This window comes from Pedobacter zeaxanthinifaciens (genome assembly GCF_003313335.1).
In the GTDB taxonomy this organism is placed as follows: domain Bacteria; phylum Bacteroidota; class Bacteroidia; order Sphingobacteriales; family Sphingobacteriaceae; genus Pedobacter; species Pedobacter zeaxanthinifaciens.
In genome coordinates, this window is record NZ_QMHP01000004.1 from 34,894 (window position 1) to 59,662 (window position 24,769).

General features: G+C 40.6%; 17 protein-coding genes. 4 read left to right on the forward strand and 13 right to left on the reverse strand.

Features of this window, described 5'->3' with window-relative positions:
- Positions 1–21 precede the first annotated feature (21 nt).
- Together DUT68_RS07330 and DUT68_RS07335 are read left to right on the forward strand one after the other, a co-directional pair.
- A complete protein-coding gene (locus DUT68_RS07330) occupies positions 22–1,962 on the forward strand; it encodes a polysaccharide biosynthesis protein (RefSeq protein WP_113637124.1) in 1,941 nt (646 codons plus the stop codon).
- Positions 1,963–1,969: 7 nt separating this feature from the next.
- On the forward strand, positions 1,970–3,589 hold the full coding sequence (locus tag DUT68_RS07335) for a gliding motility protein RemB (protein WP_113637126.1): 1,620 nt from the start codon (positions 1,970–1,972) through the stop codon (positions 3,587–3,589).
- 71 nt (positions 3,590–3,660) lie between these two features.
- Here the strand turns inward: DUT68_RS07335 and fcl are convergent, their stop codons facing one another.
- Together fcl and dxs are read right to left on the reverse strand one after the other, a co-directional pair.
- Complete coding sequence (gene fcl / locus DUT68_RS07340; RefSeq protein WP_113637128.1) at positions 3,661–4,587, reverse strand: GDP-L-fucose synthase; 927 nt, start codon at positions 4,585–4,587, stop codon at positions 3,661–3,663.
- A 44-nt stretch (positions 4,588–4,631) separates the two neighbouring features.
- A complete protein-coding gene (gene dxs / locus DUT68_RS07345) occupies positions 4,632–6,560 on the reverse strand; it encodes a 1-deoxy-D-xylulose-5-phosphate synthase (RefSeq protein ID WP_113637130.1) in 1,929 nt (642 codons plus the stop codon).
- Between the two features lie 174 nt (positions 6,561–6,734).
- On the opposite strand from dxs, the gene glyA reads away from it, so the two are divergent.
- Positions 6,735–8,006, forward strand: a complete 1,272-nt coding sequence (gene glyA / locus DUT68_RS07350) for a serine hydroxymethyltransferase (protein WP_113637132.1) — start codon at positions 6,735–6,737, stop codon at positions 8,004–8,006.
- 327 nt (positions 8,007–8,333) lie between these two features.
- Positions 8,334–11,138, forward strand: a complete 2,805-nt coding sequence (locus DUT68_RS07355) for a PAS domain S-box protein (protein WP_113637133.1) — start codon at positions 8,334–8,336, stop codon at positions 11,136–11,138.
- Positions 11,139–11,251: 113 nt separating this feature from the next.
- On the opposite strand, the gene DUT68_RS07360 is transcribed toward DUT68_RS07355, so the two are convergent.
- From DUT68_RS07360 to DUT68_RS18440, 11 genes are all read right to left on the reverse strand, one after another.
- Positions 11,252–12,637, reverse strand: coding sequence for a hypothetical protein (locus DUT68_RS07360; protein ID WP_113637135.1), 1,386 nt, complete (start codon positions 12,635–12,637; stop codon positions 11,252–11,254).
- Entirely contained in the window at positions 12,634–13,335 is a 702-nt protein-coding gene (locus DUT68_RS07365) for a ComF family protein (protein ID WP_113637137.1), read from the reverse strand. The genes DUT68_RS07360 and DUT68_RS07365 overlap by 4 nt, the downstream gene beginning before the upstream one ends.
- 338 nt (positions 13,336–13,673) lie before the next feature.
- Positions 13,674–14,108 (reverse strand): hypothetical protein, encoded by a 435-nt coding sequence (locus tag DUT68_RS07370; RefSeq protein ID WP_113637138.1) that lies wholly within the window; start codon positions 14,106–14,108, stop codon positions 13,674–13,676.
- A gap of 231 nt (positions 14,109–14,339) precedes the next feature.
- On the reverse strand, positions 14,340–14,780 hold the full coding sequence (locus DUT68_RS07380; RefSeq protein ID WP_113637142.1) for an SMI1/KNR4 family protein: 441 nt from the start codon (positions 14,778–14,780) through the stop codon (positions 14,340–14,342).
- Between the two features lie 5 nt (positions 14,781–14,785).
- Positions 14,786–14,923, reverse strand: a complete 138-nt coding sequence (locus tag DUT68_RS18665; protein ID WP_113637144.1) for a deaminase domain-containing protein — start codon at positions 14,921–14,923, stop codon at positions 14,786–14,788.
- A 27-nt stretch (positions 14,924–14,950) separates the two neighbouring features.
- The gene (locus DUT68_RS18550; protein WP_237088281.1) at positions 14,951–15,190 is read right to left on the reverse strand and encodes a hypothetical protein; all 240 of its coding nucleotides are present in this window, start codon (positions 15,188–15,190) and stop codon (positions 14,951–14,953) included.
- 27 nt (positions 15,191–15,217) lie between these two features.
- The gene (locus DUT68_RS18555) at positions 15,218–15,496 is read right to left on the reverse strand and encodes a transposase (protein WP_237088282.1); all 279 of its coding nucleotides are present in this window, start codon (positions 15,494–15,496) and stop codon (positions 15,218–15,220) included.
- 511 nt (positions 15,497–16,007) lie between these two features.
- Positions 16,008–16,460 (reverse strand): hypothetical protein, encoded by a 453-nt coding sequence (locus tag DUT68_RS07395; RefSeq protein WP_113637145.1) that lies wholly within the window; start codon positions 16,458–16,460, stop codon positions 16,008–16,010.
- Positions 16,461–16,466: 6 nt separating this feature from the next.
- On the reverse strand, positions 16,467–20,714 hold the full coding sequence (locus DUT68_RS07400; protein WP_113637147.1) for a fibronectin type III domain-containing protein: 4,248 nt from the start codon (positions 20,712–20,714) through the stop codon (positions 16,467–16,469).
- 3 nt (positions 20,715–20,717) lie between these two features.
- A complete protein-coding gene (locus tag DUT68_RS07405; protein WP_113637149.1) occupies positions 20,718–22,499 on the reverse strand; it encodes a porin family protein in 1,782 nt (593 codons plus the stop codon).
- Between the two features lie 83 nt (positions 22,500–22,582).
- Positions 22,583–24,769: T9SS type A sorting domain-containing protein (locus DUT68_RS18440; protein ID WP_113637150.1), on the reverse strand; the 2,187-nt coding region annotated here is incomplete at its 5' end.

A 24,769-nucleotide genomic window follows, 5' to 3' on the forward strand; every position in this document is an offset into this window, starting at 1 on the left:
CCTTAGAAAAAATTATCCGCTTTGTTTGGTAAAATCAATATCGTACCCCGCTGGATTATCTTTTTGATAGATCTGGGAATTTGCCTGTTATCTTTAACAATTGCCTATGCTGTTAAGCTTAATTTAGTGCTGGCAAATGTAGATTTTGTTGAGTTTAGCAGAAATATTTTGATTACAACCATTATCAATGTAGTGGTGTTCTTCAATATCAAAACCTATGCAGGCATCATCCGATATACCAGTGCACAGGATACATTTAGGATTTTGTTTGCGGTAATTATCAGCAATGGTATTTTCTCTTTCGTTAATTTTATCATCACTGCGTTGGGCTATAAGCCTTATATCTCTACGTCAGTATTAATTGTAAACCTACTTACTTCTTTTCTTTTATTGATTACATATCGGGTGCTCATTAAGTACTTTTTCATGTATATCAAAAATTTGAATTTAGATAAACGTAAGGTGATTGTATATGGTGCGGGAGAGGCTGGATTGGCTACCAAACGTACTTTTGATCATGATGGTAAGGTGAATAAAACAATCATAGCTTTTGTTGATGATGACGATAGAAAAGTTGGAAAGGCAATTGATGGTATTAAAATTCTTAGCGCACAGCGTTTGGAAGAGCTGATAAAAGAACATGAGGTAGACGAAGTGATTTTTGCATCTTATACCATTCCCACGGATAAAAAGAATAGGATAGTAGATGTTTGCTTAGAAAACGATGTTGCGGTACTAAATATTCCGCCTGCTGATGCATGGGAGGGAGGGAAGCTTAACAAATCTCAAATCCAGAACATCAACATTGAAGATTTGTTGAACAGAAAGCCAATTGAAATTGATGTAAAGGAACTTCAAAAGCAATTGAAGGATAAACGGGTGTTAATTACCGGAGCGGCAGGTTCAATTGGTAGCGAAATTGTAAGACAGTTGCTCAACTTTGATATTGGTTTAATTATTCTATGTGATCAAGCAGAAACGGCCTTGCACGATATTTATCTGGAGCTGGAGGAAACCCACAAGAATAATAATTTTCATGCATTTATAGGCGATGTTACGGATGAGAAACGCATGATTCACCTTTTCGAAATGTACAAACCTCATTACGTTTATCATGCTGCAGCCTATAAGCATGTGCCTTTGATGGAAGACAACCCATCAGAAGCGATAAAGAACAACGTTTTAGGTACTAAGATGATTGCAGACCTTTCGGTGAAGTTTGGTGTGCAAAAATTTGTGATGGTATCAACCGATAAGGCCGTAAACCCCACAAATGTAATGGGTGCATCTAAGCGCATAGCTGAAATTTATGTGCAGTCGCTCAATAACTCTTTGGCTAAAAGCGATTTTATTTTCAGCAATGGTTTAAGTTATATTAACGATATGGAAGTGAAGCCTATTACAAAATTCATTACAACGCGTTTTGGTAATGTATTAGGCTCTAACGGTTCTGTTATTCCAAGGTTTAAACAGCAAATTGAAAAAGGCGGGCCTGTAACCGTAACCCACCCAGAAATTACGAGGTATTTTATGACAATACCTGAAGCCTGTAGGCTGGTTTTAGAAGCTGGCTGCATGGGCAAAGGAGGCGAGATTTACGTATTTGATATGGGTAAATCGGTTAAAATTGTGGAGTTGGCAAAAAAAATGATCCGCTTAGCAGGTTTAGTGCCTAATCAAGATATCAAAATCCAATATTCAGGTTTGAGGCCCGGAGAAAAGCTTTTTGAGGAATTATTGAACGATAACGAAAACACTTTACCTACGCATCATGAGAAAATTATGATTGGAAGAGTGCGTGAATATGTATTCTCTGAAATCGAAACTCAAATTTATGCGCTCATTAGCCATGCCAATTTAAATGATGATAGAAAAGTAGTTTTGGCGATGAAAAAATTGGTAACAGAGTTTAAGAGTAAAAATTCGATATTTGAAGAATTAGACGGTATCATAAACGACTAGAAATTTGATGAAAAAATATACTTTAATGGCCATTTTTTTGGCCTTTTTTGTTGGTGCAAAAGCGCAGGAAACAAGCACAACTCCCAATCAAAATATTTTACACGATTATCAGCTTTATCAGAAGCTTAATCAATCCGTTTATGATAGCAAAACCAAGTTTCACTCGTCAATAAGAGGCTTTTTTAGCGATGATGCAAAGTTAAAAACAGCCTACGATTCTATCATGAACAGCGGCGTTGATACCCTTAACAAACGTAGCTGGGTACACCGTAAATTGTTTCAAGAACACTTACTTCAATTTAAAAGCGACGATTATAACATTTATGCTGATTTTCTAGCGGATTTTCAAATAGGGAAGGATTTTCAGGGTGATAGAAATACATGGTTGAACACTAGGGGATTTCAAGTAGGTGGAAATGTTGGGGATAAGTTTTCTTTCTACCTAAATGGATTCGAAAATCAAGGTAGATTTCCAGGTTACGTTGATAGTTTTATTGCGGCAAATCAAGTTGTACCCGGACAAAGCTTCGGTAAGTTAGAGCGGGATACAAAAGATTGGTCTTACGTAACTGCGTTACTATCGTATAGTCCAAATAAGTACCTTAATTTTGCTTTGGGTTATGATAAGAACTTTATAGGCGATGGTTACCGTTCTATCCTACTTTCAGATGTCTCGTCAAACTATTCTTTTTTTAGAGTAAGGGCAAGTTTAGGAAGCTTTCAATATCAAACTATCTACGCATATATGCTTGACCCTGGAGCGCCAAGATTGACGACAGATCGGAGATTAGGTGATAGGCGTAAATGGACGGCCGCTCACTATTTAGACTGGAATGCAACCAATAGACTATCCATTGGTTTTTTTCAAGCGGTAACTTGGGCTGATGCTGAAGTGGAAGGTAAGCGTGGCTTTGATATAAACTACCTACACCCATTTGTATTTTTGAGGCCGATTGAGAGCGCCAATACATTGTCTCCTGATAAAATGAGACTGGGCTTTAATGTAAAATACGAGCTATTGGAAAAAACTACACTATATGGGCAGTTTATGTTCGACGAATTTATTGCTAAAGAATTCTTTTCCAAGAATGGTAGTTGGGCAAATAAATGGGCTTTACAATTAGGATTAAGAGGCTCAGATTTATTTAAAGTAGACAGGTTAAACTACTTAGCAGAATTCAATACTGCCCGCCCATATACCTATAGTCATTTTGATAGGATTACTAGTTATTCCAATTATAATCAGCCGTTGGCACATCCACTTGGGGCTAATTTCAGAGAGTTTTTGGGATTGCTTAACTATAACGTTAAACGATTTGATTTTCAGGGACAACTGCTATACGCTAGATATGGTTTAGACGAATTAGGATTTAACTATGGTAAGGATATCTTTAAGAGCTACAATTCAAGAAGTGTGGAAAATGGTAGCCACATTGGTCAGGGAATCGGCACCGATTTGTTTCTAATGCAAGGCAAAATAGCTTATTTACTCAATCCTAAATATAACTTGCGGTTAGAATTGGGTGGATTGATTAGACAAGAGAAAAATGATATAGCGAAAAATAACACGTCAATGCTTACTTTCGGTTTAAGAACCAGCTTTAGAAATTTATATTACGACTTTTAAGGCTCGATCACCACAAAAAAATGCGAAGAATCAAAATAGGTTCTTCGCTTTTTTTATAATCAATTTACAGCTTATTTTTTAGTCAGATAGTCTTGATAAGCTAATTTTAAGCCTTCCTCTAGTTCTATCTGATGCTTCCAGCCAAGCTTGTGCAATTTCGACACATCCATTAGCTTTCTCGGTGTTCCATCCGGTTTAGAAGTGTCAAACACTAATTCGCCCTCAAATCCAACCGTCTTTTTTACAGCTAAAGCTAAATTCTTTATAGTTAAATCTTCACCCGTGCCAATATTAATTAAGTTTGGCTCATTATAATTCTCCATTAGGTAATAACAAGCATCTGCTAAGTCATCAGCAAATAAGAACTCACGCATTGGCGAGCCAGTTCCCCAAATTACTACCTCCTTACTTCCGTTGTTTTTTGCTTCATCAAATTTTCTAATTAAAGCTGGCAGTACGTGCGAATTTTCTGGATGGTAATTGTCATTGAGTCCATACAAATTAGTTGGCATCACCGAAACAAAATTACATCCGTACTGGTCTCTATACGCATCGCACATTTTTATGCCTGCTATTTTAGCAATAGCGTACGGCTCGTTTGTAGGTTCAAGTAATCCAGTTAGTAAATAATCCTCTTTTAAAGGCTGTGGGGCCATTTTTGGGTAAATGCAGCTTGATCCTAAAAACATCAATTTTTTAACACCATTAAGGTAAGATTGATGTATTACATTATTTTGGATAGCCAAGTTTTCGTAAAGAAAATCAGCTCGGTAAGTATTGTTAGCCACAATGCCACCCACTTTTGCTGCAGCTAAAAAAACATAATCAGGTTTCTCTGCATTAAAAAAATCAGCTACAGCTTTTTGATCCCTTAAATCTAGCTCGCTAGAAGTTTTGGTAATGATATTTTGGTAACCTTCTTTTTGAAGTTTACGATAAATAGCAGAACCAACCATTCCACGGTGGCCTGCTACGAAAATTTTCGAATTCTTTTCCAATGTATATACTTTTTATTCCCGCCTTTAAGTTTAGACGGTATGGCTTAGGAAGCCATGATTTTTGTAGGTCTACTTACTGCCATTTTTTTTACTGCAGCGATAATTGCAGCGGTATCATAACCACATAACGCCCAAAGTTCAGGTTGTTCGCCATGCTCCACCACTTCGTCTGGAATACCCAGTCTAATTACGTTCGCTTTGTAATTATTGTCGGCCATAAATTCTAAAACGGCACTGCCCACACCACCTTGTAAGCAACCATCCTCCACAGTTACAACGTTTTTGAAACGTGTAAACACATCATGAAGCAGTTCTTCGTCTAAAGGTTTTACAAATCTTAAGTCGTAATGAGCTGGCGTAATTCCCTCGGTAGTTAGTTCTTTACAAGCTTCCACTGCGAAATTGCCAACATGGCCAATGGTTAAAATGGCCACATCTTCTCCATCACATATTTTGCGTCCCTTACCAACTTCAAGGGCATTTAATGCTCGTTTCCAATCAGGTAATACGCCATTTCCACGAGGGTAGCGTATGGTAAATGGGCCCATGTTTTCTTGCTGTGCCGTATACATCATGTTGCGAAGTTCTTCTTCGTTCATTGGGGATGCAACAACCATGTTAGGGATACAGCGCATAAAAGCAAGGTCGTAAGCACCGTGGTGTGTAGCACCATCTGCCCCTGCCAAACCTGCTCTATCCAAGCAGAAAACTACATTCAGGTTCTGTATAGCTACATCGTGTATCACCTGGTCGTATGCTCTTTGCATGAAGCTAGAGTAAATATTGCAAAAAGGAACTAGTCCTTGGGTAGCTAAACCAGCCGAAAATGTAACAGCATGCTGCTCGGCAATACCTACGTCAAAAGCTCGTTCTGGCATTGCTTTCATCATGATATTTAAAGAGCAACCTGAAGGCATTGCAGGAGTAATCCCTACAATTTTTTTATTGGCTTCAGCTAACTCCACCATGGTATGTCCAAACACATCCTGGTATTTTGGAGGTTGTGGTTTATCAATTACTGGTTTTTTAATTTCTCCAGTAATTTTATCGAAAAGACCCGGTGCATGCCATTTAGTTTGATCTTTCTCTGCCAAAGCAAATCCTTTTCCCTTTACGGTAACACAATGCAAAAGCTTAGGGCCTGGAATATCTTTCAAATCTTTGATGATAGCCGCCAAGCGTTTAACGTCATGCCCATCCACTGGACCAAAATATCTAAAGTTTAATGCCTCAAATAAATTACTTTGCTTCAAAAGTGTGCCTTTGATGCTCTTCTGTATTTTTTTGGCATATTTTTGGGCATTAGGGCCTAGTTCAGATAGCTTGGTAAGCACATTGAATACATCATCCCTAAAACGGTTATATGATTTTGAAGTAGTAATGCTGGTTAAATATTCTTTTAGTGCACCAACATTTGGATCAATAGACATGCAATTATCGTTCAAAATCACCAATACGTTTGATTTTTCGATGCCTGCATGGTTTAAGCCTTCAAAAGCCAAGCCTGCAGTCATTGCACCATCGCCTATAACGGCTACATGTTGTCTATCTTTTTCGCCTTTGTAATGAGAGGCTACGGCCATGCCCAAGGCTGCCGAAATAGAGGTAGAGGAGTGTCCAACGCCAAAAGTGTCATATTCGCTTTCGCTGATTTTTGGGAAACCGCTAATGCCATTGATGATTCTATTGGTATGGAATTGACCTCTTCGGCCAGTTAAAATTTTATGTCCATAAGCTTGGTGGCCCACGTCCCAAATCAACTTATCATAAGGTGTATTAAGTGCATAATGTAAAGCTACGGTAAGCTCAACCACACCAAGACTGGCTCCAAAATGGCCGCCGTTAACACTCACAACATCAATAATATACTGACGTAACTCCTGACAAATTTGTTCCAGCTCCTGCTCACTGTATTTCTTTAAATCAGCTGGGTAATTTATCGTAGATAATAATGGGCCTGTTTTTACTTCCATGTAATGTTATAAAAGCACAAATTACGGTATTTTGTTTAATAAAATTAGTAATAATTATTTCAAATTAACTGCTGGGTTTTTTCAATGTTGATGACAATGACTTAGTTATGCACAACTAGTCATTGTAATACCTAATTATTTGAGTATTTTTACCGAAAATACATAATTCCAATAATGAACAGAGATACTTTAGTTTTCGATTTAATTGACAAAGAACTAGACAGACAAGAGCACGGATTGGAGCTTATTGCTTCAGAAAATTTTGTGAGCAAACAGGTAATGGAAGCGGCAGGATCAGTGTTAACCAACAAATACGCTGAGGGCTTGCCTGGAAAACGCTATTATGGCGGCTGCCAAGTGGTAGACGAAATTGAGAACATTGCCATCGAAAGAGCTAAAAAGCTTTTTGGTGCTGCTTGGGTAAACGTTCAGCCTCACTCGGGTGCACAGGCTAACGCTGCGGTGATGTTAGCAGTTATCCAACCTGGCGATAAAATTTTAGGTTTCGATTTGTCGCATGGTGGGCACTTAACCCACGGTTCTCCTGTAAATTTCTCTGGAAAATTATATCAACCTCTGTTTTACGGTGTAAAAAAAGAAGATGGTTTAATTGATTACGCTAAACTTGAAGAAGTAGCCTTAGCAGAAAAGCCAAAATTGATTATTTGCGGTGCATCGGCGTATTCTAGAGAATGGGATTATGCATTCATACGTAAAGTAGCTGATCAAATTGGTGCACTTGTTTTAGCTGATATTTCGCACCCAGCGGGTTTCATTGCAAAGGGGTTATTAAACAATCCGCTTCCGCATTGCCATATTGTTACCACAACTACGCATAAAACGTTAAGAGGCCCACGTGGTGGAATGATTATGATGGGACAGGATTTTGAAAATCCATTTGGTTTGAAAACACCTAAAGGCGAGACCAGAATGATGTCGAACCTTTTGGATATGGCAGTTTTTCCTGGTACCCAAGGTGGGCCATTGGAGCACATTATTGCGGCAAAGGCAATTGCTTTTGGCGAAGCTTTAACTGATGAATATGGTGATTATATCAAGCAGGTAGGTGCAAATGCACAGGCAATGGCTAAGGCTTTTGTGGCTAAAGGCTATGGCATAATTTCTGGAGGTACTGATAACCACTTGATGCTTATCGACCTAAGAAATAAAAACATTACCGGTAAATTGGCAGAAGAAGCACTAGGAAAAGCAGATATTACTGTGAATAAAAACATGGTTCCTTTTGATGATAAGTCGCCTTTTGTAACTTCTGGATTTAGGGTTGGAACAGCTGCCATTACTTCGAGAGGCTTTAAAGAAAGCGAAATGGCTGAAATTGTTGATTTGATTGACGAAGTGGTAATGAACCCAGAAAATGATGCTGTATTGAACGGCGTTAAAGAAAAAGTTCAAGCATTGGTAAGCCGTTTTCCACTGTATAAATAAACAGAGTTCGAGTTAAGTACTTTTACAATTCTTGAAAGATTTGCATTAAATGTTTTTTTTAGCTCGCCGCCGCTGGGCTCTTACTTTTTTCATGATTGTTTATTGTTTTTGGCATTCAAGCTTTCGCTATGCTCAGGTTTGACCGCAAAAAGTAACAAAAACTCTCGGTTGCTTATTTTTCTTTCAAAGAAAGTGCTTTGGCTTATTATTACTATCCGAAAAATAAGAGACCGAAAATTAGCTGAACGAAGATTTGAAGCGCTATCGCTAGCAGATAGCATAATTCTCTTATCCCGAACTCAGGTTAAATAGGTTTTTTAGGCCTAAATGGTTATATTAGATAAATATTTTACCTATCTAATTGGCTTTAATATGTTAAACACACCTTCTCTAAGTGCGGAAGCTGAAGAGTTGCGCATCCAAGCGCTCTACTCTTACGATGTACTTGGAGAAGGTTTAAATAACGAGCTGGACAATCTGGTTAAGCTCGCCGCTCAAATCGCGTCTACCAAAAAATCGTACATCTCTTTTGTAGATCAGGAGCATATCGTTTTCAAGGCTTCTTATGGCCTAATCACTAAAGAACGTGTTTTTCAAAGATGGGGCAGCATTTGCCAATTTGCAATGTATCGCAAAGAGGCCTATGTAGTTCAAAATATCCGAACGAGTGAAGATTTTTATGGAAGCCCCTTACTGCAAGCACCAGATAACCTCGTTTTTTACGCAAGCGTAGCCTTAGTTGATACTGATGGCTATCCATTGGGCTGTTTATGTGTGGTTGACGATGAGGAGAAGCAATTAAGTCCATCGCAAATGGAGGCGCTTCAAACGCTGTCTCAGCAAATCATTACCCATCTTTCTTTAAGACGCAAAAACCTACAATTAGTAGCGCAAACTAAGCGTTCGGAAGAATTCATTAATGTATTTGAAGCATCTCCTGAAATCCATTGTATTTTAAACAGAAATGGCGACATACTTTTCACTAACCAAGCAGCCTACAACATGCTGGGCTACCAGTTGGATGAGGTGCTAGGGAAAAGCATGTGGAGCTTTTGCTTTAAGGAGGATGTCCCTCGGATCATTAGCTATTTGGAAGAAGGGCTTAAGAATGGTCGGAAATTCTTTTCCTTAGATTTTAGGGTCATTGATAAGGAAAAAAATATCAAATGGCTAAGCTGGAGTATGGCCGCCAAAGGCGATAGATGGTTTAGTCATGGTAGGGATATTACGGAGAAAAAACGGCTAGATACTGAGCTGCTTCATTTATCACTGGTAGCCAGCAAGGTTAATAATGGTGTAGTAATTAGTGATGAAGATAATAGGGTTAGCTGGGCTAACGATGCCTTCACCGAAATTACCGGATTTACTTTGGAGGATATACAGGGGAAGCCTCTAGGTGATTTGATTAGAGGGCCTGAAACAGATTGGTCCGTTATTGAAAATGCCAGGAAGCTGATAAAGGACAAAAAATCATTTACAGTGGATTTGCTTGCCTACCGCAAAGACAAAAGTAAAATTTGGCTATCCATCCACAGCACTATTGTGTTAAGTGCCGAAGGTGGTGTGGAAACGGAGATTGAGATTATCATCGATATCACGGAGAAGAAAAAAGCCGAGCAAGAACTGGAGGTGTTATCCACCGTAGCCAGTAAAACCAATACCGGCGTAGCTATTTGTAACCAAAATGGGAGTATAGCTTGGGTAAATGATGCCCTGGAACAATTGATAGGCTATTCGGCAGTAGAGTTGTACGGTAAAAAACTGGGAGATGTACTCTCTACAGATGAAACAGACAGGAAAGTGATAGCAGATGCCAGAAATGCATCGGCACATAAAAAATCCTTCTCTATTGAAGTGCTTGCTCAAAAGAAAAATGGCCATACCATTTGGTTATCGGTGGCCAATACGCCAATCCTTAACGATAAGGGCATGGTGGAACGCTACATTGAGTTAATTACGGATATTACCGAGAGGAAACAAGTAGAGCAAGATATTTTGCTGGCCAAGGAGCAGGCCCTTCAGCTTAGCGAGGCCAAAGAAATGTTCCTGTCTGTAATGAGCCACGAAATTAGAACACCACTGAATGCCATTATCGGGATGACTCATTTGTTATTGGAGAACAATCCTAAACCATCGCAGGTGGATGATTTAAACATCCTGAAGTTTTCGGGAGAGAATTTATTGAACATCATTAACGATGTGCTGGATTTCACCAAAATTGAAACCGGGAATTTACATTTGGAATTTTTACCGGTTAACTTGCAGTTGTTATGTCAAGATATTGTTAGCTCGTTACAGGTAAATGCCGCTAAACAGTTCAATCAGCTTCTGTTAAATTTCGATAAAAAAATACCTGAATTGGTAATGGCCGATAAAACCAGGTTGTACCAAATTTTAATGAATTTGCTTGGGAATGCCATTAAGTTTACCGATCACGGTTTGGTGGAGTTAATTGTGCGTGCTGGTGATGAAATAGATAATAAAGTAGCGGTTAAATTTGAAGTAAAAGATAACGGTATAGGCATCCCTCTGGATAAAAAGGACTATATTTTTGAAACTTTTACACAGGCGAAAACTGATATTTCAAGAAAGTACGGCGGCACTGGATTGGGTTTGGCCATTACCAAACGTTTGCTGAATTTGCACCAGTCGGAAATTGTTGTAGATAGCACCGAGGGAAAAGGCACTACATTTTCTTTTACAATTAATTTAGAGAAAGCCCAGGGGCAAACGACTGAAAACACTAAAAAAGTGCTTTTTGAAGGTAAGCGTGTGTTGGTTGTTGATGATAATGAAATCAATATTTTAATAGCTAAACGCATTTTAACTACTTGGGGACTGCAAATAGATTTTGTTGCTGACGGCTACAAGGCGATTGAGGCAATTACCAGCCAAAAATACGATTTGGTGTTAATGGACATCCAAATGCCTGGTATTAATGGTTTTGAAACCACCACTATTATCAGGGGCATGGAAGAGGAATATTATAGAAACCTTCCTATTGTGGCGCTAACAGCATCTACACTAGATAATGAAAAAAGTAAATTTAAGGAAAGTGGCATGAACGGGCATGTGCTCAAGCCTTTTAATCCAAGCGAGATTAAGAAAGTAATTTCTAATTTTTTAAGGTAAAAGTAAAGGGCCGATATTCCGAGTGGAATGATCGACCCTTACCATCTAAATTAACGCTCTCGATATAATAAACGAGAAGCGTGTCTAAAAAGTTTTTAGAAAAGGAAAAAAAATTATCTTTTTTCGTAACAACCTAATTCTGAGGGAAATATTCTCGTTACCGCCCTAATATCTTCTGTTAGGTAACGGGTGTAATAAGGATGGCTGGTTAAATTTAGTCCTTTGTTAATTACCGGACTGCCATCATTTAAACGATAATTGCCTTGACGTGGGTTTTGAAATAATGGATCGGTGTTTACAATATTACCGTTTCCGCTAAAACTAGCCTGTACAGTTTTGATCAGGTTGTTTTTCACGTCCGTTGTGATTGCTGCCGTAGATTTCTTTTCAATCAGGAGTTCATCTTCTAAACTTCCCCAAATGATGTTGTTGGTGAGTGTTACTTTTAGGGCGTTAAATTGACTATTGCTAATGTAATCGGATAGATATACCGCAGATGTACGCCTAGCGAAATTAAAGTTAAATGCCGCAAAAGTATTCTGTGCAAAATCATATTGCCCACCGCCAACACCATAAACCAAGTACTGGCCACAGTTGTAAAACAGGTTGTTGTAAGCTGCTAAGTGTGTATGGTAGCCCAAAAAGCCTACCACTTGCATATTTTTAACAATTGTGTTTGCTAATACCAATTTAGGGTTATTGTTGCTTGAAAGCGAATCGACCGTTATGCCAGCAATGCCATTTTTTACCGTTGCATGGTTGATGATTGAATTTTTGCTACTGCCATAAAAATGTATTCCGTTCCATTGGCCAGGTTCCTCTTCGTAAATGCGCTCTGTTCTATCGCTGGCAAACAAAATAGTATCGGCGGTAGTGCCATTTGCTACCAATGTTCCTTTTACATTTAAAGTTGAGCCGCTGTGAAATAAAATTCTACTCCCGGGAGCAATGGTTAGCGTAGCATTTTCTGCCACTGTAAGCGAGTTGTAAACGATGTAAGGCAGCTTGCTATTCCAAGTGGTGTTGCTAGTGATGGCTGTGTTGCGTAAGAATATGGCATTTTGGCCGTAGCAAAGCAGTGGCATTTTATCTTTCTTGCCATTAAAAAATAATAAAATCGAATCCTGAACAATAAAAGGCTGGTTTTGGGCAGTAGGGTTTACATTTACCTTTACCAAAACGTTAATAGAATCCTTACCGTTGATTTTGATGTTTTTGCCTTCCACCATTTGACGCCCATTAACGTTAATGCTAAACGGTGAATTTGCACCACCGCCAATCTTAATCTCATCAATGTTGATGGCCTTTTCGTTGTAGTTGAAAATTTTAAATCTACGTATGGTTGAGCCGGTAGCGGTAAATACGGTATCAAACAATACGCTATCTGTTGAAAAACTAAGTTTTGCTTCAGGATCAAAAGTAATTTCTTCGTCTTTATTGCAAGCTGCAAAAAACAAAGTAAGTAGGGTTAGTATGGACAGTAAGTTTAAACTTTTCATTGTTCAGCAAAGGCTAGTGCCGCGATACTTAATTTTTTAATCCCGTGAGCCAGCAGTGTATTTCCACATGCTTCTAATGTTGCGCCTGTGGTAATTACATCGTCAACAAGCAACACGTGTTTATCTGCCAAATCGTTTATTTCTTTAACACCAAATACATCCTGCATGTTTTCATACCTATGATATCTGGCTTTTTGGGTCTGGCTTTCGGTAGCCTTATTTCTAAATAAGCTCTTGATATCCATTTGCACACCAAGCTCGTTAGCCAAACCTTTTGCAATATACTCACTTTGATTGTATCCTCTTAATTTTAGTTTCTTTTGATGTAGTGGAACTGGAATAACCCAATCGATATCCTGATAAGTTTCTGCCAATTTCAAGCGATTTCCCATTAGCTGCCCTAGTTTTACGCCCACTTGGGTTTGGTTTTTATACTTGAGGCTGTGCATCAAATTTTGCACTTTAGTACCTTTTTTGAAATATAGCATGGCCGTAGCGGCATGTAAGGGGAGTCGCCCCCAAAATTGCTTGGCTACCGGATTATCTTCGAATTTATGAAAATCGGTTAAAGGCAAGTCGTACAAGCATTGAGCGCAAATGTCGTTTTCGCCATGGTAAAGCAGTTTTCCACAACCATTACACAGCGCAGGGAAAAGTAGGTTGATTAAATCTTCGGTATAACGTTTTAAGGCAAACATTATACAAGATACTAAAAATTAACTGATTAGGTTGTTTGCTGTTTTGAAATTTGATTGGCTCGATCTAATTTTTTCTTATGGAAAAATGTCTTACTTTGGTTTAAGTGTTCCAAAGGGTCACTTAAATTATTTATAAAAACCAAGGTCTCCAGACCGAAATAAGCACCGCTAAATTGGCTCTACTGTGATAAGACCTTTCCTTTCTTGGTGATAAGCTATTTTTCATGTATTATTTCCAGAACGGCCTGTGCCGATTTTTCGGTAGTCTTCGGTTTCATTTAAGGTTTAAGTGACCGCTGAAAAAACGAACACTTAAACGAGTTGGGTTGGCTTTTGTCTTACACCGTTTTGAACCGATTGATATTCCTTTCAAAAATTGTTCTTATCCCACCATCATCTATCCCACCACGTTTTCTTATTATCTCTGTCCACACAAAGGGACTAATTGTTACATGAGCTTCCCCATCATTGCCCCAATTATTTATGATAGGCGTTCCATAGGCTTCATCTTTTTTTAAAGTAGATAATTCCCAATTGCCCCCAAAGTATTTTATAAACGCTTCGCCCATGTAAGCAATAAAAACCTGTTTTAAATATTCTTGATCGATTGCTTTTACAATATTGTTCTCATAGTACAAATGCACTTTTTCTATCTCATCCAATGTAAAAGTCAATGAAGATTTTACAATATTTTCTGCAACCCAATCCAAATATTCGGGTAGCTTGTTTTGAAAATCTTGATAATTTGTTTTTATCTCTTTTAATCCTTTCATATCAATAAATTACTACTTTAAAGCTTTTGGCGGATAAACCTTGCTTGGTCATTTCTTCTTGTATAAATTTCAAAGCATTGTCGTCTATGCCATCCAAAGCGTGCCATTCAATTTTTGAAACATCCGAACTTCGAGATTGTGCAATTATTTCAATATCCTTTTTAACCTGCCGTTGGAAATCCCATCGCTGGCGCACGCGTGTCGCGTGTGCAAATTAGGAAGGAATTTCATTTATAAATTATTTATTCCATCTTCGATTAAGAAATCAGTGAATGATTTTTTGTAGTCTATTATTTCAAGTGAATCATTAAGAAGTTTGATAGGTGGGTTTTCATTATCGCGACATTCAAAAAAGAAAAAATTATAACCTTGCCATTGACCAAAGAAAAAGTAATTTTCTTTCAACTTTGGTTTTTCATTTTTAAGCTTTCTATCATCAAAATTCAGCATTTCAATAGCATCATTTTTATTATCCATTAAAGCTGGATAAGTCATGTAATAACTGCTTAACAAATTTCCACTGGTTTCTCCAAAATTGCATAAAAATTCTTTGTATGCAGTTGGCAATTTCAATTGAAAATAATCTTCAATTTCAAGAATTTTTGCCATCTCTAATCCCTTAATAGTACCAATTTTCGATATATTATCTTCAATAAACGTTAAATAATTCATGTCTGTTAATAATGTAGTTTTGGACTAGTAACAACTTTAATATTTACATTCGGAAACATTTCGCTAAATTGTTGAAATATTGCCGAACATGATGAGCAAGGACACAAATCACTTGTAACTTTAACTTCCCATCGCTGGCGCACGCGTGTCGCGTGTGCAAATTAGTTCCTTCATAAATAAGCTATTTCAATTATTCCTTTTCCTCCGCAGTAATCTATTGCGCTACTATATTTCCAATGCCAAACTTCATTTACGAAACCAGAAACAACTGGATTATTATGCAGGTAATCTGCTTTTTGCTCAATAACCTCAGCACTCCATAATTCAATCGGCTTATTGTTATGCTGCCAAAATTGCTTTCCTTTTACGTTGCTGCTTTTTGAACCCGCTCTTTCAAACATCCAAAGCATCCATTCCTTTCTGCTTTCTTGGCTGTTTTATCTTATCGCTTTTGCAACCTGCTTGGATGTATGCTCTTTAAATCTGCCGAGCAAAACATCGGGATTATTGTCTTTAGCGCTAAAAATTAAGTGCACATGACTTGGCATAATGCACCAGCAATAGATTTCCATACCCAAATTGTTCTGGCAATAAATTAAACTATCTACCAAAATATCATTGTACAACGGCCTGGTAAATACATCTATCCAATACACTGTGGCAAAACTTACAAAGTATAGTCCTTCTTTGTTATGAAATTTGTATTTACGGCTCATTATTTAGTTTTAATTACTTTCCATTAGCTACTGGTATTTCACACGCGACACGCGTGCGCTAGCGAGGGGAGTCGCCCCCAAAATTGCTTGGCTACCGGATTATCTTCGAATTTATGAAAATCAGTTAAAGGTAAGTCGTACAAACATTGGGCGCAAATGTCGTTTTCGCCATGGTAAAGCAGTTTTCCGCAACCATTACACAGCGCAGGGAAAAGTAGGTTGATTAAATCTTCGGTATAACGTTTTAAGGCAAATATTATACAAGATACTAAAAATTAACTGATTAGGTTGTTTGCTGTTTTGAAATTTGATTGGGTCGATCTAATTTTTTCTTATGGAAAAATGTCTTACTCTGGTATAAGTGTTCCGAAGGGTCACTTAAATTATTTATAAAACCAAGGTCTCCAGACCGAAATGAGAGCCTCTAAGTTTGGCTCTATGACCTGTACCTATTTCTAGGGTAGTTTTCGGTTTCATTTAAGGTTTAAGTGACCGCTGAAAAAGCGAACACTTAAACCAGTTGGGGGAGGCTATCTATCATCTTTTCATCTATTATTTTTTTGCCGTCTACCAACATTAAAGCGTCTAAATGTTTTGCCATTTCTAAAATTAATTTACCCGTTTTTTTATTGAGATTCTTCTCTAATGAGACGCTTATTCTTTTATCTGACTCACTATAAGAAATTACTAAATCCGTAGGAGTTTTCATTAATTCTTCACTTGCAAGAGCTCGCTTTTTACTCAATGTATAAAGAACCCTTTCTTTTGCCCATTCTGGTACTTTATCGATATTATATAGAATGTCTTTCCCTTCTGTCGTTTCTTCGTACCATACGAATAAATTTTTATGACTTTCAATAAAATCTATCCAACTTTGATAATCAATGTCATCAACTGTTTCTTCGCCAACTAATTTATATGGCTTTTTTGCGACTGCAACTATTTCATTTCTTGTGATTTTCATTCTGTCTTAGTTTACAAAATCTTCCAATGCCTTAATTTCAAATTTAATTTTTGGATTTACAGTATTGAGTTTGTTCATCCAAGTTGTTTTTAGAGCCTCTGTAATATTGGCTTTTGGCATATAAATATGTATTTCCGCATTTTGAATAAACATCAATTTACTATTACTCTGTAATCCTTTAGTTGGATTTAAACCATCAGTTAAAAATCCTATATTCTTTTGTATTGGAGCAGAAGCTAACCAATTGTCGACATTGGTGGTAATGGTAGTTTTCATTGAAACTGCTGTTTCAGCGAATATATTTGCTCCTTGTGTTGTGCCTTTATAAAAATCTACCCCTTTGAAAAATTCGGATATATCGCCTGTGTGAGACCACCCTGAACTTTTTGCATACCTGTATTGCCCCATTATGTCCTCAAAGAAAGTCCTACCCTCCAGCATTTCCTGTACAGGATATTTAGTTTTCCAAATATCGTCTACTTGCTTTAGTTTATCTGTAAGTGATTTATTAACAAAGGATAGCAGGTCATCCCCCGCCCCTTTAACTCCCTTCGCTGCATCCTCAAACGCATCCTCAACCTGTTTCCTGCTATATTTAGCAGGTATTTTTACCAACCTCAATACAGCTTCAACGCCGGCCGTTATTAGTGCCTGCTTAAAGCCTTCATAGCTTGCACGTCCTAAGTTAAGGTTTTTAGCTGATTTTTCTTTGAAAGCCTCCTTAGCCAGTGCATCGGCGAAACCTACCGTAAAGCTTCCCAATATACTCGCTACCACAGGGATTTTTTTGTTATAGCTAAACCCGCTGTAAAGTACCGATGGCCATGATACTTCAGCCAGCAGATCAGCGGTGTTAAAGCGCTCGCCCAGATAAGTTTTGATGATGTCGAGCATTGCCAGTTGAAGTCCAAGGTCAATTGCTGCACCTGTAGCAAACCTACCCGCCCTCAATACTCCGCCAGTCGATAAAATTTCTGCTGTTAAGAATACTTGTTGAGCAACCATATCGGAAAAGGCCGCTGCGGCTGAGATACCCCTTGGGAGGTTTTCCATCGGCAGGTAGCAATAATTTTTTTCGCCGCCGGGCGGCGGCATTGCATCCTTAATCGCCAGTGTTACCAGTATAGCTTCTGTGGTGACGCTATTAGGATTAAAATATAGCCAAAAAGAATTTAGCCCTGTATCTTTTGCATTTTGACCCGATAGCTCTATCTTAAAGAGATGATCAATTTCGTTTGGCCAGGCATTTTCGTAAAAGACAATCTTAATGTCGGTTTCATTGTAGGTTCTTATGATATATTTTCCATCTGATGACTTTTTATTTTCCTGTTCCTCAGCAGCTAAAAGCTTTAAAAAGTTGATCGGTATTACCTGGTTTTTAATTAGCGCCGCTAGATTTTTCAGTTTGCTATCACATTCAGGACTTCTCTGCGCCCCCTCATCATCCCCTTCCAAAGGCCTGAATATCACATCAGGGTTGCGCATGTAACGCCATTGGCCGTACCAGAGCTCGGTGCCGCTCGCATAATCCATCAGGTTGTTAGTGCTTCCCTTTGCAAGGCCATACTGGTCCCAGGTGTGCTGCAGCTTGTAGGCACCGTGCCCCAGTTCGTGGGCTATGGTACGGACATCGGTGGAACTTACAAAGCCCACCTGCCCACCACGCGCCATATACCCCGCATCGCCGTTGGACAGCGCCTTTATTACGAAGATGTAATAGGTGCCATCATCCATCCGGTTGCCCGCATCACGGTAGGCTTTGGCCAAGCGCTTCTGCGCCTCGGTGTAGGCACTCATGCTGCTGCTGTTGCCGTTGTCCAGGTTGTCAAAACCGGCATCCGTTTTGAAGTTGCCGGCCAGTTCCACCTTCCATTCGGCAACGGCCTGTTGGTATATCCTGTTGAGGCCACCTTCCAGGGCAGTTGCATTAATGCCGGTACCGGCGCCATTTACCGGTACTATCACCAGTTTTTTTGACAGCTTTGCATAGCTGTAAATGTTGAGCCTGCCCATATAGGTACCGCTGGCCCCCTTTGCAGCTCCCTTATCGGGCGGATATACGGCGTAGATTTCGCTACCGTTGCCCGGCAGTGCGCCAGCCAGGCTGATGATGTAGGTGTTGTCGTTCTGTAAGGTGCTGCTCAGGGTATCGCCCTTGCCGGTAACAAATGCCAATTTTTTAGGATCCAGTTTGGGGTCCGTGATGGAGAGAATGGCCTTTACCTTATCAAACTGCCTGCTTTCCATGCTCTTCCAGCTTGCCCTGTGGGTATCATCGCCATCGTTGAGCGGTAGGTAATCGGCAGCGTAGGTTTTACTTTTTGCGGCCAGGCCGGTATCATAACCGTCGAACCCGTACTGCTGCCCACTATTTGGGGCAAAGGCTACCTTACCGCGGCTGGTGTCAATTGTGAAGTTGGTACTGGCGCCCGATCCAAAGAACTGGGTGGGGTTTTCCCTGCCCATGTAGGTCACTTTCCCCTGCTCGTCTACCTTGAAGGTTTCCTGGTTTTTATCTTGAAAGGTAAGTGGCGGTTGCCCGTCCACAAGCTTAAGGGTAATTTCCTTTGGCGCCCCGCCATTAACAGATGCACTGAACTTTACCGTTTTGGAAGCGGCATCGTAAACAGGCATGGCCTGTGGCCAGGAAGTAATGGCGGCATCGATAATAGTTGGTAGGCCGTTGGAGTTGATGGCCGTTACGTTCCCGTTTTCATCGGGCGCTACGGTAATTGATTTTATTCCCTCTTCAATGCTCTGTTCCAGCTGTTGTCTAACAAAAACCACCTTGCCGCTGGTCATTTTCAGCTCGGTGTTGATACGGATATCCTGAAAGGAAACCTTGAAACTAAGGTAGTTCAGAAATGGAACGCCCAAAGTGCCCGTTCCGCTAAACACGCCATTTCCGCCGCTTGCCGTGGTTACCTTTACGGGAAACTTTCCGGCAATAAATATCATCGATGGCCTGAGCAGGAGCAGCGGCGAACCCTGATCGGACAGTGCGCCATCATCGGCCCTGCCGCAAACAAAATCCCCTTTTGAAAAATCTTCATCGGGCATATTGAAAGTCTGCGTTTCGCTGTAGTCTCCATAACCATAGGTACATTGCGCTTTTACCTGAAATTCATAGCTGGTAGAGGGCCGCAGTCCGTCTATGGTTTCGCTGGAAGTGTAGGTTTCTTTTTCGAACCACTGTGCCGTAGGATTTCCAGCTTGACGGTAGCGTATGCTGAAGGCCTGCTGTCCGGGCATTATTGCCCAACTTACCTTTACCGCATTGGTGCCGGCCAGCTCCAGCGTTACACTTGGGGGCGTAGGGCACCTTTCGCCGTAGGTAAAGCGCACCACTTCGCTGTAGCCGTTGTTCACAAACAGTTCGCGGCCCTCGGCCTCAATGGCCTGCACCTGCAGGGCATAGCTTGCCCCGGGCGTAAGGGTGGGCTCGGCAGGCCCGTACACGAGCATGGTCCTGTCGGTATAGGTTTCATAGATTGGCCTGCTGCTGCGGATAGCATCATTGGCATCGCGGCCAGCCGGAATAATTTCCACCAGTTTAACATTGTAGGCCGTATTGTAGGCCGAGCTGGTGGAGGCGGCATTCCTCGGTGTCCATTGGAAAATAACGTTCTGTGGTTCGGTTGCTGTTACCCTGCTTCCGTTGAGCGGCAGGTTGATAATGGGAGGGTAGGCAAGGAAAATTGGCATCACCGCTAAGGCTGCATTGGAAACTACCGTACGGCGGTAGTAATCCTGCACTTCGATGGTAAAGCGGTACAGCCCTTCGGGCAGTTTGCCGCCATTGCGCCTGATCTCTGTTTCATCTATCCCCTGGAATACAAGGTTCTGTGGATTGAGGTAGGAGGCCAGTTCACTGCCGGAAAATGTGCTCAGTTCGCCGCCGTTGAGGGTAAGCGGTACCACTGGAAAATCGTTTTTGCTCTGTATGGTAATGCCCAGTCCCTCGATTTTTAGCCTAAGGCGACATTGGTAATTGGTTTTGGTGAGATCCTTCAGGAAAAGATTGAGCTGTAGCTTATTGGTGCCTGCAGCGGTATAATCTGATAGGTAGGGGCTATATGGTGGATTTACCTGCATATTGGCCAGCACTGGAAATACCTGTTGGGCTTGAGATGCCTTAGCTGCTATTAATAGTGTACCAAGAGAAATAAGAAGTATTGAGATACTGCTTTTAATGCCGTTGACCAATTTGCTGGCCAATTTATGGTTGATGGTTGAGTTACTAGTGTTGCGCATTTGCTAGAAATTATAGTTGTAGCCCAAAGTGCTGGTAAATTCAAAAAATCCTTTTCCCGCTTGTGCAGAATTGACTTGAGCAGAGCGGCTTAATGCTACCATAGAAAGGTTGAGGTTGTGCTTCTTTTTTACGACATAGCCATTGGTTAGCCTGAAGTTGATGATACTGCTGCCCGCTTGTCCGTTGGTGTAGCTTTTATTGAAAGAGGTACTGAACGATGAACGTAACTTTTTATCGAAAAAAGATTTATTTACGCCCATTGTTGGGCCAATGGTGGTGGTGCTAATGTCTCCAGCATCGTTTTTACTGGCATTTAAGCTCACGTTAAATGAAAGATTTTTTGGAACGATATTGAGATTGTAGCTACCGTTGAAATTGTAAAAACGCCCACCTGTATTTTGAGTGTTTCCGCCTTGCTTATCGGCAGATGTCATGTAGGAAATATTGGCACTTATTGTTTGGTTTTTTTCTTTGCTTTGACTTAGCATATAAGTGCCGCTGAAATTGGTGTTTTGAGTGATTTGGGTATAATTTAGGGTGTCAAGGTTATCATAAGGGGTTAGCGCATTTACTTGATTGAAGTTGGATCGGATGTTTACATACGTTTGAAAATTGGAATAGCTTACGTTGAGATTCATTTTTTTGCTAGCGGCCAAACTTGCATTTAATGAGCCTACAAAGCGCTTGGTACTGCTTTGCTTGGCATGGCGCAAATCATCACGTTGTAGCCCGGTATTAAGTACCAGACTTAGTTTATCCTTTAGTAATTTGGTAGTAAGATTGGTAGTAATGTTTTCGAAGTCGTTAGCAAAATAATAGGCGCCTAAAGTTTTATATTCAGGAGCAATACGTTCGTAGCCTATGCCAATGGTGTATTTCTTTTCGGCGTAGGCAAGGCCCAATTTATAAGCGGTGTATAAACTGGTGGAGCTGTTACTGATAAATAAACCGCCCAAGCTGGGTATAGCTTTATGATTTAAGCTGTCAAAGGCTGCATTTTGATTACGCGTTAATGCACTTGCAGCTAGCTCAGCATTAAGTAGCAGTTTTTTGAAAAGCTGCTTGCTGCCGGCAATGCCCACTACTAAATTATCCTGCGGCGTAATTTTTCCATTGGCAATAATGGTAGGATTAGAGTTGATGTCATCTTTCGCCTTGAAAATAATGAGCTCCACTTTGTCCTTGTTTTTGATGTACGCTGTTTTAATACCATAGCCCATTCGCTTGTAAGCAGCCTCTGTGTTTTGGTTTAATGTTTCATCAACCACTACTTCCTTTTGCAGCCTACCGTACATTACGTTGAACTTAAAAGGGCCTTCAGGACTTAAATCGGCGCCAACGCCCAAAAAAGTATGCCCGTTTAAGGTATAATTGGAAAAAGACATGCTAGTGTAGCCCAAATGCCCTGTAACCCATTTGTAAACCGGTGATAAACTATATTGATTAAAGGGCTGTTGAAATGAACCTTTGGTTTGGTTAGCGTAGGAGAATCCAAATGGAACGCTCCAGCCGTAAATATCAAGGTTTAAATTACCGGAAATGAAGTAATTGTATGGATCTCTGCGGGAAACATCACTATTGGAAAAATAGGCAACGTGGTTAGTAGCAACACCACCGGTTATTGTAAGTGGTTTTGCTTTTCCAATATTGCTTAGGTTTTGGGCGAAAACATCGGATCCGAAAAAAATGGAAAGGCAAAATATAACAGCATAACTGCCACATGCCATAGCGGTTTTATTTCCGCTAACAATGCGAGTAGTAAACTTGATGCTAAAGTTTTTCATTTGCAGGTGATTGAGGTAGGATAAGTGGCATTATCTTTTTGAAGGATGATGCGCTATTAACTTAGGGTAAATGCTGTAACGGTTTATATTTTAATGATTTTGAGTGTTTTAACTTGAGTTCCAGCTTCGAGCGCCAGAATGTAAACGCCAGGACGAATGTTTTTTTGACTGAAGTCGACTTCGTAAACATCTTTGCCCACATAGGCTTGGCTTGGTAGTACTACTGCACCATTGAAATCGTACAGGCTCAGTTTGATATCATTTTTATCTGATAGCTTAACAAGAGCTTTAAACTGCCCATCATTTGGATTTGGATAGACCTTGAATTCTTTGATCAATTCTTCTTTGTAACCAAGTACTTTATTTACTTCCGCTTTTTGTTCCTTTGGAAGTACTGTAATGCTTTTTTGTACGGCATCAGCACACTGGCCTAGGTTAACCATAAGCATTAAGTTATACACCCCTGGGCTGGTAAAAGTGATTTGCTTTACTGATCCTGAAGCATTTCCACCTGCATTTACTACACCGTTATCAAAAAGCCAAGTGATTTTTGCGGGTGTGGGCTTCGAAACTTCAACCACAATTACCGTATCGCCCACATTGGCATAAGTTGACATCAGGAAATTTGCTTTTAACAGCGTAGTTGAGGTTTGTACGTTAAAGGTCTTAGTTACGGAACAACCATCTAAATTTGTAACCTTGAGCTGGTATTTCCCAGCCTGACTAATTTGAACTTTTTGGGTGTTTTTAAGGAACCCGTTGTCTGCAGTCCATAAATAGCTAAACCCCGGATTCCCTGCATCATAAGTTACCACCTGATCTACGCAGAGTATGGTATCGGCTACGCCAGTAATTTTAATTTCCGGTGGCGTAATGATGGTGGTAGCATCAGCTATGGTACAGCCGTTGGCATCAGTAATGGTTACGCTGTAGAGGCCTCCACATAAATTGCTGATGGTAGAAACATTGCCATAAACACCACCAAACCACTGATAGGTATAAGGAGCGGTGCCACCAGATACGTTGAGTTTAATTTCGCCACTACATGCATCAAAGCATTTTTGCTGTATCACCTGCTTGCTCAATACCAACGGCATTGGTTGCGTAATGGTTTTTGATACTGAGGCGGTGCAACCTTTGGCGTCCTTCACCATGATTTGATAGGTGCCGGCCTGGAGCTGACCGAAAACAGCGGATGTTTGAAAGGCTCCGTTGTTAAGGCTGTATTGATACCCGCCGGAGCCACCCTGAGCCATCAGCGTTATTTCTCCGGAAGCATTGCCATTACAGCTAAGATTTTTAAAGGAGCTGATCGCTATCGTTAACACTGAACTTTCATTAATAACTGTGGATATGCTTTTGCTACAGCCATTAGCATCAGTAACGGTAATGGTATAATTTCCGCCGTTGAGGTTGCCAAATTTATTTGATGATTGTGGCGCTGAACCATTGATGGCGTAGGAGTAAGGTGATGTTCCACCTAGAGCTGTTACAGTAATGGAACCGTTTTTAGCGCCATTGCAATCAACATCAGTAGTGTTAGCTACACTAAGCGATAGTGCAGCTGGCTGAACAATCGTAACAGACATTTGGGTTGTACATTGGTTGGCATCCTTCACCAACAGGTTGTATGTTCCTGCAGCTAGGCCGGTAAAGTTTGTGCCAGATTGGTAGGTTGAGCCATCGATGCTGTACAGGTACGGTGAAGTGCCGCCAGTTGCGGCAATCGTAATGCTGCCGGTGCTTGCGCCGCTGCAGGCAATGTCCGTCCTGTCGGTTAGCGAGAGCACCAGGGCTGTGGGCTCTTCGATGTTCTGGGCGAGCTCCTTTTGGCACCCGTTGGCATCGGTTACCCTGATGGAGTAGGTGCCCGGTGCAAGCCCGGTGAACGATGATGTGGCCCCCATGCTGTTTCCGTTGATGGCAAAGGAGTATGGTGCGGTCCCGCCTGTAGCCAGTACCGATATGGAGCCATTGGCCGCCCCGCTGCAGCTGCTGTTCGTTTTTGCCGCTATGCCCAGCGCCAGTGGTTGCGGCTGCCCCACCTGTACGGTGATGTCCTGGGTGCACCCGTTCTGGTCCCTGGCCGTAAAGCTGTGGCTTCCGGCCGCCAGCCCCTCAAACCTGTTGGAGGCCGAGTAGTTGTTGAGGTTCTTGATGGTGTACACGTAGGTGCCCGTTCCGCCGGTTGCCAATATCGATACGGTTCCGTCGGATCCGCCGCTGCAGCGTACTGGCGTCACCTCCGCGGTGAGGGCCATACTTGCCGG